This window comes from Lysinibacillus sp. NPDC047702 (assembly GCF_050272555.1).
Classification (GTDB): domain Bacteria; phylum Bacillota; class Bacilli; order Bacillales_A; family Planococcaceae; genus Lysinibacillus.
In genome coordinates this window covers 12442-31873 of record NZ_JBNNMG010000020.1, presented here as the reverse complement: position 1 = coordinate 31873, position 19432 = coordinate 12442, and the positions used below count along the sequence as shown (strand labels likewise).

Genomic DNA, 19432 nt, shown 5'->3' with positions numbered 1-19432 from the left:
GGATTGTCGCCCCTTATTCTTCCGTTACATGTACTTTTAATGTTGCAGATACTTCATGGTGTAGTTTTACAGGTACATTTGTAAAGCCTAGTGCACGAATGCCCTCATTTAAAGTCATTTTACGTTTATCAATTTTAATGCCATGTACTTTTTGCAGTGCATCAGCAATTTGTTTCGTAGAAATAGAACCGAATAAGCGACCACCTTCACCTGATTTTGCTTTTAGTTCTACTGTTAAAGCTTCTAATTTTTCTTTTAACGCTTTTGCTTCGGCTAATTCTGCCGCTGCGTTTTTTGCTTCTAATTTCTTTTGTCCTTCTAATTGGCTTAATGCTTGTGTATTAGCTTCAGCTGCATAGCCATTTTTAATTAAGAAATTTTGTGCATAGCCATCAGCTACGTTTTTAATTTCACCTTTTTTACCTTTTCCTTTAACATCTTTTAAAAAAACTACTTTCATGATTCAAAACTCCCTTCAAGTACCTCATTTATGGCCTCTTCTAAATATTTTTTCACGCCCTCTATAGAATTCCCTTCCATCTGGCAGGCAGCATTCGTTAAATGACCACCACCACCGAGCTTTTCCATAATAAGCTGGACATTTACTTCGCCGAGCGACCTTGCACTTATACCTATTTTGCCATCTGCTCGATGTGCTATAACAAAGGAAGCACCAACATCCTTCATTGTTAATAAAATATCTGCTGTTTGCGCAATTAATACAGAGTCATAAACTTTTGAATCCTCGCCAACAGCGATGGCAATACCAGGTTTTACAAACTTTACGGTTTGTACAATTTTAGAACGTTCTATATACGTATCGACATCTTCTTTTAAAAGACGCTGTACAAGAATCGTATCAGCACCATTTGTCCGTAAATAAGAAGCTGCTTCAAACGTGCGAGCGCCAGTACGTAAAGTAAAACTCTTCGTATCAACGATAATTCCTGCCAGTAAGGCTGTTGCCTCTAGCATATTTATTTTCGCCCGCTTCGGCTGATATTCTAATAACTCTGTAACAAGTTCAGCAGTCGACGATGCATACGGTTCCATATAAACAAGTGTTGGATTCTCTATAAAGTCCTCACTTCGACGATGGTGATCAATAACAACAACTTTTTCAGCCAATTTTAATAGATGTGAATCGATGACCAAATCAGGTTTATGTGTATCAACAATAACGAGCAACGACTTTTCAGTCATTTTTGACGCAGCTTCCTCTGGTGTTAGGAAATTTTCATAGAAATCCGATTTACTCTCAATTTCATTCATTAAACGTGTGACACTTCCGTTTAATTCATCAAAATTTATGATGACATAGCCCTTCACATCATTCATTTGTGCCATTTTTCGTACACCGACTGACGCACCAATCGAATCCATATCAGGGTTTTTATGTCCCATCACAAATACTTGATCACTATCCTGAATTAAATCACGTAAAGCATGGGAAATAACCCTTGCTCTTACACGTGTACGTTTTTCCACTGGATTAGTTTTTCCGCCATAGAACTTTAGCTTTCCTGTCGGCTGCTTAATAGCTACCTGATCACCACCACGTCCTAAAACAAGATCTAGACTTGATTGTGCTAGCTCACCAAGCTCCACTAATGAAGATGATCCTGCACCAACACCAATGCTCAATGTTAATGAGAGATTTTTTTGCGCTGTTTTTTCTCGAATGGTATCTAAAATAGCAAATTTTTTCTTTTCGAGCTCTGTTAAGATAGATTCATTTAATACCGCTAAAAAACGGTCAGATGAAATTCTTTTTACAAATATCCCATGCTCTGCAGCCCATTCATTAACAATGGATGTAACCATCGTATTAGTTAAACTACGTGGCTGGTCATCCATCGCCTGCGTAATTTCATCATAATTATCAACAAATAAAATGGCAATGACAGTACGATCTGCAAAGTATTGCTTTTCAATCGCAATCTGCTCTGTGATATCAAAGAAATATAGCAGATGTTCTTCTTTTTTATAAAAAACACGATATTTACGTTCACGTAGTGTAATCGTGGCTTCATTTGATTTTTCAGTCTTCATTAGTACATAGATGTCATCGGAAATATTGACTATTCCTTCACCTACTAATGTGTCTCTATTTAAAACTCCCTGCATATATGGATTGGACCATTCTATTTCATATTGATCATTGACAAGTAAAATTCCAATCGGCATTTCGAGCAATGCCTCTTCTCCAACCTTTTTCATACGAAAAGAAATCGATTCAATATGCTTTTCTGTTTCATCAAAGGCCACCTGTTCTACCTTCCACGTATAGGCCATTAACAGTGCAAATCCTACTCCATAACCAATACCTATTCCGATATTCCAAATACATAGAAGCACGAACGTCACAATGCCAAAAATGGAAAGAACAAAAAGCGGATAGCGAATTGGTCGTTTTCTAAAAGTCCCCATTACATCAGCCCCTTATTCTTTAGTTTTCCCTTTCACAAGTGAACGAACATCAAAGCCTAGATCTATGATACCAAGTAAAATCATAAAGGATGATAACGGTATAGCGAGTAATGTCGCAATCCATTTTACACCTACCGGCATTCCCTTTTTGGAAATAAAATAATGGATAAAGGAAATTCCCTGTAATATTAATAAAACCCATAAAATGTATGAAACATTTATGACAATAACATCTAATGTAGAACCAAACTCTGGACGTATAAATAAATTGATACACAAAACAATCATGTAATACCATAATATTGAACGTGGTAAACGCATATGTTGAAATGGTGAAAATTTAGGTACATCTAATCCTAGGCGCTTCAAAACAGGTAAATTAATTGACATCAGTACAAATGCTACAAAAAATGCTCCAAGGGTTACTGTTGATGGAATAGTTAATTCCATCATCTTTGATACAGCTTCTACCTGGTCAGGGGTAATAGTTGATTGTCCAGTTAAATTTTGTGACATTGCCGCTGTTTGCTCATAATTTTTTTTCGCCATTTCTACACCAATCTCAACCATATTAATACCTGCGAGACGTACATATGCTAGAAATACAATTGCAGTTGATAAAAGAACAGCAATCCCTGACGACATAAATAAATACAATTTACTTTTTTGTTGGTGAATGGCAGCACCCATCATTATTCCTACTAACGCAAAAATAAATGCGAATGGCAGTATGGCTAAACCGCTCGTTATAAATGTTAGAATACATCCGACAATTGCTACCAATATTGATGTGGAGCGCTTATAATTTGCGCTATACCATGCAAAGGGTAATGGTGCAAATAAAAACACTAGCATGAAAGCAAGAGGAATATACGCAGATATTATCATCATCAACGTAAAAATTGCCACCATTGCTGCACCCTGTACAAGTGCCTTTGTTTGATTATTCGGCATTGAAAACCTTCCTTTTTTCAGTCAAAACTTACTAAACTTTATTGTACCATTTTTTCACGTTATTGAACAAAAAACGCTAAGAATCATAAATTTTGTAGAACTCTTGACTATTAGAACTGAATACATGTCTATATAGAGGATATTTTACCGAATGGTCCAAACAAATTCTTTCATTAAAAAACATTTTGCAATAAAAAACCAGCATATACCGATACGAATATCGAAATATGCTGGTCTTAAAAATTGATGCAAGGTCAGTGCCTTGGCGACATCAATCTTATTTGTCTTCTGCTACGAATGGAAGTAATCCCATGATACGAGATACCTTGATAGCTGAAGTTAATTTACGTTGGTACTTAGCGCTAGTGCCAGTTACGCGACGTGGTAAGATTTTACCGCGCTCAGAGATGAATTTCTTTAAAAGATCTACATCTTTGTAGTCGATGTGCGTAATGTTATTAGCAGTGAAGTAGCAAACTTTACGGCGTTTGCGGCCTCCGCGACGTGGTGCCATAGTATGTCTCCTCCTTATTATTTTTTATGTTAGAAGTATTTTAGAATGGAAGATCATCTTCAGATACTTCAATTGGCCCTTTGCTATTCGCAAATGGATCCTCATCAACACGTGTATAGTTCGGCTGATTCATAGGTGGTTGATTTTGCTGATAAGCAGCATCGTTGTCAAATGAACCCTGTCCAGGCATCGAACCACCAAATGATTGCTGTGGTTGACCACCACCATATGACGGTTGGTTATTACCGTAAGTCTGTCCACCATATTGTGGAGCAGGAGCACCAGTAGCACTAGCATTACGAGACTCTAAAAACTGTACGCTATCTGCCACTACATCTGTTGTGTATACTCGCTTTCCATCTTGTCCTTCATAGCTACCTGTTTGGATACGGCCTTCCACTCCAATTAAACTTCCTTTTCGCATGAAGTTCGCTAGGTTTTCAGCCTGTTTTCGCCACGCAACGCAACTAATGAAATCAGCTTCGCGTTCACCTTGTTGGTTTGAGAATGTTCGATTCACAGCAATTGTAAATCGTGTAGACGCAATACCATTCGGTGTATAGCGTAGCTCAGGATCTTTTGTTAGTCTTCCAACTAAAACGACACGGTTTATCATCAGAATACAACCTCCTTTTCAGCATTTTGTTAAAAATTATTTTGCTTCTTCGCGAACTGCAATGTGACGAATGATATCTTCGCTGATGTTAGCAAGACGTGTATATTCGTTGATTGCTTCTGAAGTAGCGTTTACTTTCACGATTTGGTAGTAACCTTCGCGGAAGTCTTGAATTTCATAAGCTAGGCGACGTTTGCCCCACTCTTTTGATTCGATGACTTCTGCACCGTTAGAAGTTAAGATTTCGTTGAAACGTTCAACTAAAGCTTTCTTCGCTTCGTCTTCAATGTTTGGACGTACGATGTACATTAATTCGTATTTTCTCATCTGTTTACACCTCCTTATGGACTTAGGCTCTCCTATATAAGGGAGCAAGGAGTAAGTAATAATTATTACTCACATCAATGAATTGTAACATACAGATACATGTCTTTCAAGTCGCAAACTAATATTTCATCCTATATAATGAATATAATTAATTCATGAAAGGAGAGCTTTCATGCTACCAGAAAAAGAACCGATTGTGATTGAACTCGATATAAAAAAGCTAATGATGGACAATATTGTTGTCACAAGTGGACTTGTTATATTATTTGTGGCTATCCAATATATTTGCTTTAAAGATATCCATTTCTCATTTTGGAATATGATCATTGGGTTCATTCTCTTTGTTGTCCTGTATATTATATTTATTGTATTACATGAGATTTCTCATTTACTTGGATTTATATTATTTGGAGGTGTGCCTTTTAAGTCATTAAAATATGGTCTTAATTTAGAGCTTGGCATAGCTTATGCTACAACAGACCAGCCCCTGCCTAATCATGCAATGAAAAAGGCTTTGTTACTCCCTTTTTGGACGACTGGTGTTTTACCTACTATTGTAGGTTTCTACCTAAATAGCACTGTTGTAGTACTAGTGGGGGCATTTTTAATAGCTGGAGCAGTGGGTGATTTTGCAATGTATAAAGAGTTACGTAAATATCCCAAAAATGCACTCATTAAAGATGATCCACAGTTACCTAAGCTATATGTATTCACTACTTCTGAAAAGGAATAGACATGCTTGGGACACTCTACATATAGGACCTATCCCACAGGTTCTATTTAACAAAAATTTCAAAATGCCAAACCGCTGTTAAACCAGTGCTTTGGCATTTTCTATTTAGCTCTCCAAAAGATTCTCTACTACGTTTAAGGAGTTAAAAAACCATGCTGTGCAGCTGTATATAAATTTCTCCAAATACGATTAATCGAAGATGTCTCGGTAATTGCCTCCATTCCAAGATTACGAATGAAGCTGTTGGCAATATCGATGCAGGATGCCGCACTATCTTTACTCATTTGTGAAAACTGTTGTAGTTCTACATCTGTTAAATCGTGACCAGCTTTATGTCTTTCCCAGTATTGAGTCAATATTGCATAAAAGTTTTCTTCAAGCTGATTAAAGTTTTTTTGCTGCTGTATTAATAAAGATTGTAATATACCTATACGTTCTGAACGACTTGGATCATTACTTTTTTGCTTGATCATAATAGACGTCTGCTCTAAGAAATTTTCTGTTATGCCGAGGCAAACACTCAGGAAGGAAGCTTCTGCAAATGTGCCAAACGGAAAGCTATGAACAAAGCTTCCATAGTTATTATGAATGGTACCTAACTGAAACGTTGCTTCTTGTGGCACCCATGCATTTTTAATACTGATTGTATGACTGGCAGTTGCTTTTAACCCCATTGCACGCCAATCATGAAAAATCTCAACATGCTCACGCTCAACTGAGCAACTAATAATTTGATCGGTTCTTATACCTTCATGCTCAACAAAGCAATTCATTGTAAAAGTAGTAGCATAATCCGCGCCACTACAATACTTCCATTGCCCTGATACACGATAGCCACCTTTCATTTGCACTGCTGTGCCCGTTGGATAGCCACTACCTGCAATAACAGCATTTCTTGGCGAAAAGATTTTTTTACAGATTTCTTGATTGAATGTTGGAATAAATGCATTACCACCTGTACCGATTGTGACCAACCAACCTAGATTCCCATCAAGAGCAGACATCTGTTGAAATACTTTCATGCCCTCCAATAAGTTTAATTCTTTACCGCCTAATTCCTTAGGTGTAAATAGCTTAAACAATTTTTTTTCGTAAATAGCTTCTAAGATATCTATCGGTAATTGCCCTAGCTGCTCAATTTCCAATCCTTGCTCTTTTATGTGTAATGAATTCATCACTATACCTGCCTTTCAAAATAAACAGATCAACACCTAAACAAAAAAGGCAATCCATTTAAAGATTGCCCCAGTTTATGTTTTATACATTGAAACGGAATAACATAATATCTCCGTCTTGTACAATATACTCTTTACCTTCAAGACGTACTTTACCAGCTTCTTTAGCAGCAGCTTGAGAACCAGCCTCTACTAAATCATCGAAAGCAACTGTTTCTGCACGAATAAAACCACGTTCAAAGTCCGTATGAATGATTCCCGCACATTGTGGTGCCTTCATCCCTTTACGGAAAGTCCACGCACGCACCTCTTGTACCCCTGCAGTAAAGTAAGTTGCTAGTCCAAGTAAATCATAAGAAGTACGGATTAATTGATCTAAACCTGATTCCTTAATACCTAGTTCTTCTAGGAACATTGCCTTTTCTTCATCATCAAGCTCAGAAATTTCTTCCTCGATTTTTGCACAAATTGTAATAACTTGAGCACCTTCAGCAGACGCATACTCACGTACTTTTTTCACATATTCATTGTTATCAGCATCTGCCACTTCATCTTCTGAAACGTTTGCCACATAAAGCATTGGTTTAATTGTTAAAAGATGAAGCCCTTTGATTACCTTTAGTTCATCCTCAGAAAGCTCAGCTGAACGTGCAGGTCGACCGTTTTCTAATTGTTCTTTAATTTTTAGTAGTACAGGTTCTTCAATCATGGCTTCCTTGTCTTTTTGCTTAGCCATTTTACTAACACGCTGTAAACGCTTATCTACAGATTCTAAATCAGCAAGCGCAAGCTCTAGATTAATGACCTCAATATCATCAATTGGATCGACAGCTCCTGATACGTGTGTAATGTTTTCATCTACAAAGCAACGCACAACTTGGCAAATGGCATCTACTTCACGAATATGTGCTAGGAATTTATTTCCTAACCCTTCACCTTTTGAAGCACCTTTTACAATTCCTGCGATATCAGTAAACTCAAATGCTGTTGGTACAGTTTTTTTCGGTATTACTAATTCAGTTAATTTATCTAAACGTGCATCTGGTACTTCAACAATACCCACGTTTGGATCGATTGTTGCGAATGGATAGTTTGCAGCCAATGCGCCCGCTTTTGTAATTGCGTTAAATAATGTTGATTTCCCAACGTTAGGTAAACCAACGATTCCAGCTGTTAATGCCATGAATGGACACAACCTTTCTATGATCTGTTCATTTTTCTCTCATATAACCTTATCTATTATATTAATTCACTCATAAAAAGTCTAATACGCCTGAAGCTATGCCTCATTAGCCGAAATTAAAACCTTCTTCATTTTTTTTTCAAATTCACGGCGTGGAATCATGACACTGTGCTGACAGCCTTCACATTTAATTCGTACATCTGCACCCATACGAATGATCTTCCATTTGTTTGTGCCACATGGATGCTGCTTCTTCATTTCAACAATATCGTTTAGACCAAATTTCTTCGGTTCCATTATTCATTTCTCCCTTCATCTTTAACACCATATAACATCATTTTCGGATGAGACATTGGTATATTATTTTCTTCAAAAAGCCTTGTTACGTCTCTACGAATAGTACGTGCCACTCCATATTGTTGCTGAGGTAATGTCTCAGCCACTATTCGAATCGTTACTTCAGTGCCCTTGACATTTTGTACCCCTAAAAAGGTCGGTACTGTTACGAGTTCTTTATGAACATCTGGTAACGATTCTAAGTATTTCTTTATGATAGATTCTGCCTTTTCAAAGTCTGCATCACTCGTCATCTGTAAATCTATAAAAATTTTAGAGTTATTGACAGAATAGTTCACAACCTCCCCAATCGAACCATTAGGAATAATAAATTGCTCTCCAGTACCTCCATTAATCTTTGTTGTTCGTAAGCCTATTTCTACAACAGTTCCTTCTGCCCCATTAATTTTTATATAATCACCAACACCGAATTGATCTTCAAAAATGATAAAAAATCCAGTAATAACATCTTTCACTAAACTCTGTGCACCAAAACCAATGGCTAAACCAACAATTCCTGCACCAGCCAATAGCCCTGCTATTTTAATCTCTAAGCTAGATAAAATTGCAACAATCGCAGAAAAATAAACAGCATAGGAGATGATGCTTTGTAATAATCTCGAAATTGTTCGCTGTCGACGCTCTGAATGGTTTAAGGGTGAACGCATACGTATTAAAAACACTTTTTTAATAAATTTTTTCCCTAATCGTACTGCGATCCATGAAACAATTAGAATAAGCGTAATTTCAAGGGTTGCATCTACAATCGTTTCCCAAAATTCTTCTGATGTTAGTTTATTCCAATAATTCTCTATCAACCTCTTGTTGAATCCCAATATTACCACCTCTTGTATAACTTGCTAAAAATTTGTGTATACTGCATAAAAATTGAACACTTCCTCCAAATTAAAAAGAAAGTGAGTTTTTTTATGAATACTATACCAAATTTATTACTTCCTTATTCTCTTCATCATGAAAGTAAAAATGCTGTTTGGCAATTAAGTACATTATTTTTAGAACATATACCATTTCATCATGAACGACTTATTTTCTGCTGTATTGGAAGTGACCGTTGTACAGGTGATACCCTGGGGCCATTAACAGGTAGTTTTCTTAATAAATCTGTTAGTTTTCCATATGAAGTTGTAGGTTCTTTAGAAGATCCTTTACATGCTCTTAATTTAGACTCTACATTACAACAGCTACACAATCATACTACAAAACCTTTTATTATTGCGATTGATGCTTGTCTTGGTAGTGAACAAAATGTTGGGCATATTTCTGTACAAAGTGGACCCATTTTCCCTGGTAAGGCTGTTAAAAAACAATTACCTCCAATCGGTGACATTTCGGTTAAAGGAATCGTCAATATTGGAGGCTTTATGGAGATGCTGGTTTTACAAAATACAAGACTTCATATTTCTTATGCGATGGCGGAAAAACTTTCAAGAGCGCTATTACTTGCTGCACATCGTTTCTCACTGAAAAGTATAGAAAAAAGCGACCATAATGCCGACAACGACGATACCTGGCAACAAGTTAGCAGCCTTGATCTTGGTTAAGCCTGCAATATTTAAACCGATGGCCAAAATCATGACACCACCTACAGCAGTCATCTCTGTAATAAACATTTGTAACGCTTCATCTGGTATAAAGGAGCTGATGACACCTGCGAAAAGTGCAATTACTCCTTGATATAGAAAGACAGGCACTGCAGATAATAGTACACCTATGCCTAATGTAGATGCTAAGATAATCGAAGTAAAACCATCGATTAAGCCTTTCGTTATGAGTACATTATGATCATTGCGCAAGCCACTATCAAGTGCACCTATGACAGCCATAGAACCGACTACAAAAATCAATGAAGCCGTTACAAAGCCCTCTGCAATACTAATTTGATTATTATCAGTGCGTTTTTTGCTAAATAAAGATTCAACCCATTGTCCCAGTCGATTCATTTGCTTATCTAAATCTAACCATTCCCCAATAACAGTACCTACTACTAAACTTACCACCATTATAATAAAGTTATCACTTTCAAAGCCCATTTTAATACCTAAAACTGCAACTGCTAAGCCAATGATTGATAATACGGTAGACTTCATTGATTCAGGTATATTTTTGAAAATTCTACCCACGATTGAGCCTATTATAATTAATAATGCGTTTATTAAAGCTCCAAATAAAACCACGTTTCAGCCTTCCTTCTCTCTAGAAAAATAGAGAGCGCCTTAAAACCCGGCGCTCTGACTACGTTATAGAAATTTAGCATTACTCATCTTGTAAATTTAATATTTCTAAAATACGTTCTAAATCATCCTCAGAGTAAAATTCAATTTCTATTTTTCCTTTATTATTAACCTTCTTTATTTGGACATTTGTTCCAAAATAATCTCGTAGTTGTGATTCCTTAGCTACAACAAATATATCCTTTTTCTTTGGCTGAATTGTTTCACGTGAAACTTCTTCATTTATCGTTTGTACTAGCATTTCAACCTGTCGTACATTTAAGCCTTCTTTAATAACTTTATTTGCAACCTCAGGAATTCTTCTTTTATTTTTCAACCCTAATAATGCTCGTCCCTGTCCCATTGATAGAGTGCCATTGTTCATCAACGCACGAACATCATCAGGTAATGCTAGTAAACGAACATGGTTGGCGATATGTGGTCTACTCTTCCCTAATCGCTTGGATAACTCCTCCTGTGTTAAATGTAAGTTTTCCATTAAACTTTGGTAAGCTTCAGCCTCTTCAATAACTGTTAAATCCTCACGCTGTAGATTTTCTAAAATAGCTAGCTCCATCATTTGTGCATCTGAAAATTCTTTTACAATGGCAGGAATAATCTCTAAACCTGCTAATTGAGCGGCACGATAACGGCGTTCCCCAGCAACAATTTCATATTTACGCCCTTTCTTACGTACTGCAATAGGCTGTAGAATACCATGCTCCTGTATAGAGTCTGCTAATTCTTGTAACGTTTCTTCATCAAAAATTTTACGAGGCTGAAATGGATTTGCAACGATTAACTCTAATTGAATTTCTTCTACTTGCCCGCTTTGTTCTAAAGACTCTCCAGGAAATAATGCACCAATGCCTTTTCCTAAACCTTTAGCCATTTTTAATCACTTCCCTCGCCATCTCTAAATAAACTTCTGCACCTCTTGATTTTGCGTCATAAATGATAATTGGCTGCCCGTGACTTGGAGCCTCACTTAATCGTACATTACGAGGAATAATTGTTTTATATACTTTATCTTGGAAATATTTTTTTACTTCATCAATTACTTGTAAGCCTAAGTTTGTTCGTGCATCAAGCATCGTTAATAGCACACCATCAATGTAAAGTTGTTGATTTAAATGCTTCTGCACTAAACGAACAGTAGATAATAGCTGACTAAGCCCTTCTAATGCATAATATTCACATTGAACTGGGATAATTAATGCATCGGATGCAGTTAAAGCGTTAATAGTTAAAAGCCCTAAAGAAGGCGGACAATCAATAATGATATAATCATAGTCTTCTTTCACATTTTGAAGTGCATGCTTTAAACGTACCTCTCTTGATATGGTTGAAACTAATTCGATCTCCGCTCCAGCCAGTGAAATCGTTGCTGGAACAATGGATAGGTTTTCTACATTTGTTTCTTGAATGACATTTACAACGTTTTCATCATCAATTAAGACATCATAAATACAGCCTTGAAGTTCTCCTTTATTAACACCAAGTCCACTTGTTGTATTGCCTTGTGGATCAGCATCAATTAATAGCACTTTCTTTCCTAAATATGCTAGACAAGCGCTCAAATTGACCGATGTCGTTGTTTTACCTACGCCACCCTTTTGATTGGCGATTGCTATAATTCTACCCATTTAAAAGCACCTGCTTTCATCTATCAAAGCTCACTTTGACAAATCATTTGTAAAATCACTACTCAATACCGCTATCTAATTCTCATTCTATCAAAAAAACAGAAAAGAGTTGTATAAAATATTAAGAATATATACAAAAAAGGAGGTATCTCAGATTTATTTCTGAAATGCCTCCTCTAAACAAAGGGAAAAAGGTTAATTTATTATTTTTCTAAAATAATATTAACTTTAAGATTTTTTCTTTTTAGGTATTTTTACTGTAATTTGATAATACTCCTCTGTGTCTTCCTCCTCCGTCTTAACCGTTATACCACTTTTGGTTACCATTGATAGCGATTGTTTAATCGTATTCAAAGCAATACGGACATCTTTACTAATTGCCTTACGTTTCGGTCTAGCCTTCTTTGGAGCATCTTCCTCTTGATCTGCTGCCTCTGGATGCAATAATAGATGAATATGCTCTTCTAGCTGGCGAACATTCCAATCATTTTCCATTGTCTGTTGTAAAATCTCTAGTTGTAATGGCTGATCTTTAATCGCAATTAATGCACGTGCATGTCGTTCAGATATTTTACGCTTCAAAATTGCTTGCTGCACTTCATCCGGCAGCTTTAATAAACGTAGTTTATTGGCTACCGTGGATTGTCCTTTTCCAAGTCGCTGGGCCAAAGCTTCTTGTGTCAGCTCATGAAGCTCTAATAATTTTTGATAGGCTACAGCTTCTTCAATCGCAGTTAACTCCTCACGCTGTAAGTTCTCTATTAAAGCAATAGATGCTGTTTCCTTATCAGTTAAATTACGTACAATAGCAGGGACTTCTGTCCATTGTAGCTTTTTCATCGCTCGATAACGACGCTCTCCAGCAATGATTTCATATTGATTTTCTGATGTTTTACGTACAACAATTGGCTGAATCACACCATGTGTATGAATGGTTCTTGATAACTCTTCAATTTTTTCATCATCAAAAATAGTACGTGGCTGAAAACGGTTAGGTACAATTTGATCAATAGGCAATTTTATGACTTCTTCTGCTGCATGAACCGCCTCTGCTTGTTCTACTTCATTTTTCACAATAGGCTCTGTTTTACTTCCGCCTCCAAAAAAACGTGAAAAAGGACTTTTCATCCAAGTGGCACCACCTTTAAGTAACTATCTTGCTAAGTGTCATTCTATTATTATTTATTATATTTCTTAAAATGTATATAGTTCATAGATGTCAATTGCGTGAACCATCCATAACTAGTATGTATGCTCAAAATAGAAAAATTATTTTCTACTTTGAGAAGTTTCACATGAAACACTAATTATTGAATAGGTGTTTTATTTGGTACACCTGGTTTACGCGGATATTTTTTCGGTGTTCCTTTTATTTTATCAAAGATATATAAAATACGGTCACTTTCTTCAACAGGTAAATGGAAAGAAAATTCTTCTTTTAATGAAACGCCTAATGTAGTCAATGCTTTTTTAGCATCTTTTAATTCTTCTGCACCTGCTGCTGCTTTTAATGCAACAAAATATCCACCTTGTTTTGCTAGTGGTACACATAGTTCTGATAAGACTGATAAACGGGCTACTGCACGGGCTGTTACAACATCAAATTGCTCACGATATTTTGGATTTTGACCAAATTCCTCTGCCCTAGCGTGTACAAAATGCATATTCTCTAATTGCAGCTCATTACTAAGATGATTTAAAAATGTAATTCTTTTATTTAAAGAATCTACAATAGTGATTTGTAAATGCGGGTAACAGATTTTAATCGGAATACTTGGGAAACCAGCACCTGCTCCAACATCACAAACTGTTGTCACGGTTGAAAAATCAAAATAGAAGGATGCACTAATGGAATCGTAAAAATGCTTTAAATAAACACCCTCTAAATCAGTAATAGCCGTTAAGTTCATTTTTTCATTCCACTCAACAAGGAGTTCAAAGTATTTTTTAAATTGAGTGATTTGATGATTAGAAAGCTCTATCCCCTTTTCCTTTAATGCCTCAATAAATTGTTGTTCGTTCATGTAAAGTCTCCTTTAGCTATATGGCCAGTAAGCTTATCTGAGATTTGCCTAGCATAGCCTGAAAAATAGGAAGCGGGCACAAAGGTATGCCCGCCCCTTATTCACTTTACTGTTCTTAATGATTAGCTGCTTACTTTCGCTATCTTACCTTGTTCAATATAAACAAGCAGAATGGAAATATCAGCTGGATTAACACCAGAAATACGAGAGGCCTGCGCAATTGAAAGTGGTGTAACTTGTTTTAATTTTTGACGCGCTTCTGTTGCTAAACCTGAAATAGCATCATAATCAATATTTTCTGGGATTTTTTTATTTTCCATTTTATGAAGCTTTTCCACTTGTTGCAATGCTTTTTCAATATAACCTTCATATTTAAGCTGAATCTCAATTTGTTCCTTCTCTTCTTCCGAAAATTCAACATCTGCAGGAATAAGTGAAGAAATTAATTCATAATGCATCTCTGGACGTTTTAATAAATCCGCTCCACGAATACCATCTTTCAGTTCACTACCGCCTACAGAACGAATAACAGCCTGTGTCGCTTCATTTGGTTTAATAATAATTTCACGAAGACGTGCAATTTCACTTTCAATAAGCTCTTTTTTCTCATTGAATTGAGCATATCTTTCTTCTGCAATCATACCCATTTTATACCCTAGCTCCACTAAACGTAAATCAGCATTATCATGGCGAAGAAGTAAACGGTATTCAGCACGAGATGTTAGTAAGCGATACGGTTCATTTGTACCTTTTGTTACAAGGTCATCGATTAATACACCAATATAAGCATTTGAGCGACTTAAAATTAGCTCTTCTTTTCCAAGGGAGTTTGCTGCAGCGTTCATCCCTGCCATTAAGCCTTGAGCAGCTGCCTCCTCGTAACCAGATGTTCCGTTAATTTGACCTGCTGTATATAGCCCTTTAATGCGCTTTGTTTCTAACGTTGGCCATAGTTGTGTAGGCACAATCGCATCATATTCGATAGCATAGCCAGCACGCATCATTTCTGCCTTTTCTAAACCAGGAATCGATTTTAGTAAACGTGTTTGTACATGCTCTGGTAAACTTGTTGATAAACCCTGTACATAGACTTCGCGTGTATTGCGACCTTCTGGCTCTAAGAAAATCTGGTGTCGCGGTTTGTCATTAAAACGCACAACTTTATCTTCAATAGATGGACAGTAACGCGGTCCCGTTCCTTTAATCATCCCTGAGTACATCGGGGATAGATGTAAGTTAGCCTCAATAATTTCGTGTGTTTCAGGGCTTGTATAGGTTAACCAGCAAGGAAGTTGATCCATGATAAATTCAGTCGTTTCAAAGCTGAATGCACGTGGAACATCATCTCCTGGTTGGATTTCAGTTTTGTCGTAATCAATTGTACGGCTGTTCACACGTGGTGGAGTTCCCGTCTTGAAGCGAACAAGATCAAAACCAAGCTCTTTTAAATTATCAGCTAATCGAATAGAGGGCTGTTGGTTATTAGGACCACTTGAATATTTAACATCTCCAATAATGATCTCACCACGAAGGAATGTTCCTGTTGTGACAATTACTGTTTTAGCACGATAAGCAGCGCCAATTTGTGTAATGACACCTTTCACTTCCCCATCCTCAATAATTAGCTCTTCCACCATTCCTTGATGGATAGTTAAATTCGCAGTTTCCTCCAACACACGTTTCATTTCTTGTTGGTATAAAACTTTGTCTGCTTGTGCTCGTAAAGCTCGTACCGCAGGACCTTTCCCTGTATTTAACATACGCATTTGAATATGGGTTTTATCAATAACTTTCCCCATAGCTCCGCCTAAAGCGTCAATTTCTCTTACTACAATACCTTTTGCAGGACCACCAATTGATGGATTACATGGCATAAACGCAATCATATCTAAATTGATCGTCAACATCAGTGTGTTAGCACCCATTTTGGCAGCAGCATAAGCAGCTTCTGAACCTGCATGGCCTGCGCCAATGACGATAACATCAAACGTGCCTGCCTCATATTTTGTTGGCATAGCTCGTATCTTCCTTTCTTTCGTAAATTTATTTTCCTAAGCAGAACTGTGAAAATAGCTGATTAATTAGGCTTTCCTGCACAGTGTCACCAATAATTTCGCCAAGTATTTCCCAAGTTCTTGTTACATCTATTTGCACCATATCTACAGGTACGCCTGCTTGTGCTGCAGCCAATGCATCCTCAACCGTCGCTTGTGCTTGATGCAATAATGCAATGTGTCTTGCATTTGATACATATGTTAAATCGCCCGCTTCGATTTGTCCTTCAAAGAATAGCGCCGCAATTGCTTCCTCTAATTCCGTGATACCTTCCTCTTGTAAAAGAGACGTTGTCACAATACGATGACTACCCGCTAACTCTTTTACTCGAGCTATATCAATTTTCTGTGGTAAATCTGTTTTATTGACAATAACGATGTAATCCATTGCCTCAATTGTTTCGAATAAACGTTCATCCTCGGTAGTCAATTCATCAGCATAGTTTAATACAAACAAAATTAAATCTGCTCCACGTAAAGCTTCACGAGAACGTTCTACACCAATTCGTTCAACGATATCCTCTGTTTCTCGAATTCCAGCTGTATCCACTAAACGTAGTGGTACACCACGTACATTGACGTACTCCTCTATAATATCACGAGTTGTCCCTGCAATATCTGTCACAATGGCCTTATTCTCTTGGACTAAACTATTTAAAAGAGAAGATTTACCGACATTTGGGCGACCTAAGATAACAGTAGATAAACCTTCACGTAGTATTTTTCCTTGAGAGGATGTTTGCAGAAGTTTCATAATTTCATTACGTACCCACGTACATTTTTCTACTAATACAGGTACTGTCATCTCTTCTACATCATCATACTCAGGATAATCTATATTAACCTCTACTTGTGCTAATGTCTCTAGTAATGCTTGACGTAAATCACCTATTAAACGCGACAATTTCCCATCCATTTGACCTAAAGCCACATTCATCGCTCGGTCTGTCTTAGCTCTTATTAAATCCATTACCGCTTCAGCTTGCGATAAATCAATACGCCCATTTAAAAATGCTCGTTTTGTAAATTCACCTGGCTCTGCTAATCTTGCTCCATTCGTTAATACTAATTTCAATACTCTGTTTACAGAAACTAGCCCGCCATGACAATTTATTTCTACTACATCCTCACGCGTGAATGTTTTTGGTCCACGCATTAATGACAGCATTACTTCCTCTACAACCTCATTTGTTTTAGGATCGACTAAATGCCCATAATGAATCGTATGCGTAGCCTTCGTTGTTAAGCTTTTTCCACCAGGCGATCTGAATATTTTATCTGCAATTGCCACTGCTTCATCTCCACTTAAACGGACGATGGCTATGGCTCCCTCACCCATTGGTGTGGATATCGCAGCAATTGTATCAAACTCCATTTAATGACCTCCTCAACGTTATCCACATGTGGATAATTAAAACCGACCAAAACTTACTAACACCTTAGACTAACATATTTTCAACGAAATCTAAAGTAAGGATATTTTCCAATTGTGGATAAATAACTAGTGAACTTTACTGTGTAGCTGCAGCTATGCGATACAAAAAACATTTGCTAAATGAAGATAAAAAAAAGCCATTTTATCTTAACGATAAAATGACTCGTGTGTTGTCTGTATGTTTTTTCGAAGCTTAACCATTCTTTACAGGTTCAATTACTAAATAACGATTTGGCTCCGTTCCCTCTGAGTATGTTTCAATATCAAGGCGATTTGCCAATTGATTATGAATAATTTTTCTTTCGTATGATTGCATCGGCTCAAATTCTACACGTTGATTTAAGCGAAGTGCTTTATCTGCCATACGATCTGCTAGTAACTCTAGAGCCTCTTGACGACGTTCACGATAGTTTTCAACATCTAATTTCACCATCAAGAATTGCTTAGCACTTTTATTTAATACAAGTTGTGTCAATTGCTGTAGAGAATTTAATGTTTGACCACGTTTCCCTATAAGTAGTGCCGCTTTCTCACATTTCAGCTGAAATAATACATATTTTCCTTCACGTGTCGTTTCAATGTCCAGATCATGGATATCTAATTGCTTAGCGATATTTACTAAGTAAGCTTTTGCCTCATCAATAGGATTAACTGAGGCTTCTTCCTCTTCTGGTTCTTCTTTGACTTGTTGAACTGCTTCGATTTCACTTGGTTGTTCAGAAACTTGTGAACTTATTGTTTCAACATCATCTATTACTGCTGGTTCCTCCAATTGATTCAGATTTAGCTGTTCAGCCTTCTCTGTTTCAACTAAAGGAATCTGTATTTCCTTTACTGTCACACGTATCTCTGCAGAACGTGCCCCAAAACCTAAAAATCCTTTTTTACCTTCTTGTAAAACTTCAACATCTACTTGTTCACGGGTTTTGCCAAGTTTCTGTAACGCCAATGAGATCGCTTCTTGTGTTGTTGCGCCTATTTGCGTAAGTTGTTTCACTTTTTAGCCCCTCCATTTTGAGCAGGTTGTGTTTTATCTTTATTCCAAGGTTTATAAATAAACAGGTTTTGAATAATCGAGATAATATTACCGATTATCCAGTATAGCGGTAATGCTGCTGGTAATGCCATACCGAAAGCAATAATCATAAATGGCATAATATACATCATCATTTTCATTTGAGGGTTGTCCATAGCTGGACCCGTACGTAATACAATAAATTGCATTAAACCTGCAGTAATTGCTAAAGCTGGTGCAGGATCTGCTAATGGGAAGATAAAGAAATTCCCTAAATCAAACTCTTTTGAAGCATTCATACGGCTAATTGCATGATAGAAACCAATTAAAATTGGCATTTGAATGATCGCTGGCAAACATCCGGCAATTGGATTTACACCTGACTCACTCATTAGCTTCATCATCTCTTGCTGATATTGCTGCTGTGTTTGTGCATCCTTAGAAGCATACTTCTTTTGCAGTTCCTTCAATTTTGGCTGAATTTCTTGCATCTTTTTAGAGCTCTTCGTTTGTTTAATCATCAATGGCAGAATCGCTAAACGAATAATAATCGTTACAGCAATGATTCCCCATGCATACGTACCGAGCAGATCAGCAAAGTATTTTATTGCTGATACCAACGGCCAAACAATGAATTCATTCCAGAAGCCAGTGCTATCTTTGGAAATTGGTTCATTGAATTCTGTACAACCAGAAAGCAGCAATGCTACTGTTACTAGCGACAAAATTACCCAAAGTTGTTTCTTCAACCTTCTTCCC

The 19432-nt window shown here is 36.9% G+C and carries 21 protein-coding genes; 2 read left to right on the top strand and 19 right to left on the bottom strand.

Features of this window, described 5'->3' with window-relative positions; genetic code table 11:
- Window positions 1–13: 13 nt before the first annotated feature.
- From rplI to rpsF, 6 genes are all read right to left on the bottom strand, one after another.
- Window positions 14–460, bottom strand: a complete 447-nt coding sequence (rplI, locus tag ACQKIM_RS11895) for a 50S ribosomal protein L9 (protein WP_427543864.1) — start codon at window positions 458–460, stop codon at window positions 14–16.
- Window positions 457–2430, bottom strand: coding sequence for a DHH family phosphoesterase (locus ACQKIM_RS11890; protein WP_427543861.1), 1974 nt, complete (start codon window positions 2428–2430; stop codon window positions 457–459). The genes rplI and ACQKIM_RS11890 overlap by 4 nt, the downstream gene beginning before the upstream one ends.
- Window positions 2431–2442: 12 nt before the next feature.
- Window positions 2443–3384 carry a YybS family protein gene (locus ACQKIM_RS11885; RefSeq protein ID WP_427543858.1) on the bottom strand — a complete coding sequence of 314 codons (942 nt, stop codon included), beginning with the start codon at window positions 3382–3384 and terminating at the stop codon, window positions 2443–2445.
- A 277-nt stretch (window positions 3385–3661) separates the two neighbouring features.
- Entirely contained in the window at window positions 3662–3898 is a 237-nt protein-coding gene (rpsR, locus tag ACQKIM_RS11880; protein WP_012296211.1) for a 30S ribosomal protein S18, read from the bottom strand.
- A 40-nt stretch (window positions 3899–3938) separates the two neighbouring features.
- Window positions 3939–4514 (bottom strand): single-stranded DNA-binding protein, encoded by a 576-nt coding sequence (ssb, locus tag ACQKIM_RS11875; RefSeq protein ID WP_427543855.1) that lies wholly within the window; start codon window positions 4512–4514, stop codon window positions 3939–3941.
- Between the two features lie 36 nt (window positions 4515–4550).
- Entirely contained in the window at window positions 4551–4841 is a 291-nt protein-coding gene (rpsF, locus tag ACQKIM_RS11870) for a 30S ribosomal protein S6 (protein ID WP_427543852.1), read from the bottom strand.
- Window positions 4842–5013: 172 nt separating this feature from the next.
- Here rpsF and ACQKIM_RS11865 point away from each other — a divergent pair, with 172 nt between their 5' ends.
- Window positions 5014–5574, top strand: coding sequence for a DUF3267 domain-containing protein (locus ACQKIM_RS11865; protein ID WP_427543849.1), 561 nt, complete (start codon window positions 5014–5016; stop codon window positions 5572–5574).
- Window positions 5575–5708: 134 nt separating this feature from the next.
- On the opposite strand, the gene ACQKIM_RS11860 is transcribed toward ACQKIM_RS11865, so the two are convergent.
- From ACQKIM_RS11860 to ACQKIM_RS11845, 4 genes are all read right to left on the bottom strand, one after another.
- Window positions 5709–6749 (bottom strand): acyl-CoA dehydrogenase, encoded by a 1041-nt coding sequence (locus ACQKIM_RS11860; RefSeq protein WP_427543846.1) that lies wholly within the window; start codon window positions 6747–6749, stop codon window positions 5709–5711.
- A gap of 82 nt (window positions 6750–6831) precedes the next feature.
- On the bottom strand, window positions 6832–7932 hold the full coding sequence (ychF, locus tag ACQKIM_RS11855; protein ID WP_427543843.1) for a redox-regulated ATPase YchF: 1101 nt from the start codon (window positions 7930–7932) through the stop codon (window positions 6832–6834).
- Between the two features lie 96 nt (window positions 7933–8028).
- Window positions 8029–8229 (bottom strand): DUF951 domain-containing protein, encoded by a 201-nt coding sequence (locus ACQKIM_RS11850; RefSeq protein WP_427543840.1) that lies wholly within the window; start codon window positions 8227–8229, stop codon window positions 8029–8031.
- Window positions 8229–9104, bottom strand: coding sequence for a mechanosensitive ion channel family protein (locus tag ACQKIM_RS11845; protein ID WP_427543837.1), 876 nt, complete (start codon window positions 9102–9104; stop codon window positions 8229–8231). Before ACQKIM_RS11845 ends, ACQKIM_RS11850 begins: the two co-directional genes overlap by 1 nt.
- Window positions 9105–9197: 93 nt before the next feature.
- Here ACQKIM_RS11845 and yyaC point away from each other — a divergent pair, with 93 nt between their 5' ends.
- On the top strand, window positions 9198–9830 hold the full coding sequence (yyaC, locus tag ACQKIM_RS11840) for a spore protease YyaC (protein ID WP_427543834.1): 633 nt from the start codon (window positions 9198–9200) through the stop codon (window positions 9828–9830).
- Here yyaC and ACQKIM_RS11835 read toward each other — a convergent pair.
- The 9 genes from ACQKIM_RS11835 to yidC form a co-directional block, all read right to left on the bottom strand.
- Window positions 9747–10463 carry a DUF554 domain-containing protein gene (locus tag ACQKIM_RS11835; protein WP_427543831.1) on the bottom strand — a complete coding sequence of 239 codons (717 nt, stop codon included), beginning with the start codon at window positions 10461–10463 and terminating at the stop codon, window positions 9747–9749. The genes yyaC and ACQKIM_RS11835 overlap by 84 nt on opposite strands.
- Window positions 10464–10542: 79 nt before the next feature.
- Window positions 10543–11391 carry a ParB/RepB/Spo0J family partition protein gene (locus tag ACQKIM_RS11830; protein WP_427543828.1) on the bottom strand — a complete coding sequence of 283 codons (849 nt, stop codon included), beginning with the start codon at window positions 11389–11391 and terminating at the stop codon, window positions 10543–10545.
- Window positions 11384–12145 carry a ParA family protein gene (locus ACQKIM_RS11825; protein ID WP_427543825.1) on the bottom strand — a complete coding sequence of 254 codons (762 nt, stop codon included), beginning with the start codon at window positions 12143–12145 and terminating at the stop codon, window positions 11384–11386. The genes ACQKIM_RS11830 and ACQKIM_RS11825 overlap by 8 nt, the downstream gene beginning before the upstream one ends.
- A 228-nt stretch (window positions 12146–12373) precedes the next feature.
- Window positions 12374–13273 carry a nucleoid occlusion protein gene (noc, locus tag ACQKIM_RS11820; RefSeq protein ID WP_427543822.1) on the bottom strand — a complete coding sequence of 300 codons (900 nt, stop codon included), beginning with the start codon at window positions 13271–13273 and terminating at the stop codon, window positions 12374–12376.
- Between the two features lie 179 nt (window positions 13274–13452).
- Entirely contained in the window at window positions 13453–14169 is a 717-nt protein-coding gene (gene rsmG / locus ACQKIM_RS11815) for a 16S rRNA (guanine(527)-N(7))-methyltransferase RsmG (protein WP_427543819.1), read from the bottom strand.
- 122 nt (window positions 14170–14291) lie between these two features.
- On the bottom strand, window positions 14292–16184 hold the full coding sequence (gene mnmG / locus ACQKIM_RS11810) for a tRNA uridine-5-carboxymethylaminomethyl(34) synthesis enzyme MnmG (RefSeq protein WP_427543816.1): 1893 nt from the start codon (window positions 16182–16184) through the stop codon (window positions 14292–14294).
- Between the two features lie 28 nt (window positions 16185–16212).
- A complete protein-coding gene (mnmE, locus tag ACQKIM_RS11805) occupies window positions 16213–17598 on the bottom strand; it encodes a tRNA uridine-5-carboxymethylaminomethyl(34) synthesis GTPase MnmE (RefSeq protein WP_427543813.1) in 1386 nt (461 codons plus the stop codon).
- 253 nt (window positions 17599–17851) lie between these two features.
- Window positions 17852–18655, bottom strand: coding sequence for an RNA-binding cell elongation regulator Jag/EloR (jag, locus tag ACQKIM_RS11800; RefSeq protein ID WP_427543810.1), 804 nt, complete (start codon window positions 18653–18655; stop codon window positions 17852–17854).
- The gene (yidC, locus tag ACQKIM_RS11795) at window positions 18652–19422 is read right to left on the bottom strand and encodes a membrane protein insertase YidC (protein ID WP_427543807.1); all 771 of its coding nucleotides are present in this window, start codon (window positions 19420–19422) and stop codon (window positions 18652–18654) included. The genes jag and yidC overlap by 4 nt, the downstream gene beginning before the upstream one ends.
- Between the last annotated feature and the right edge of the window lie 10 nt (window positions 19423–19432).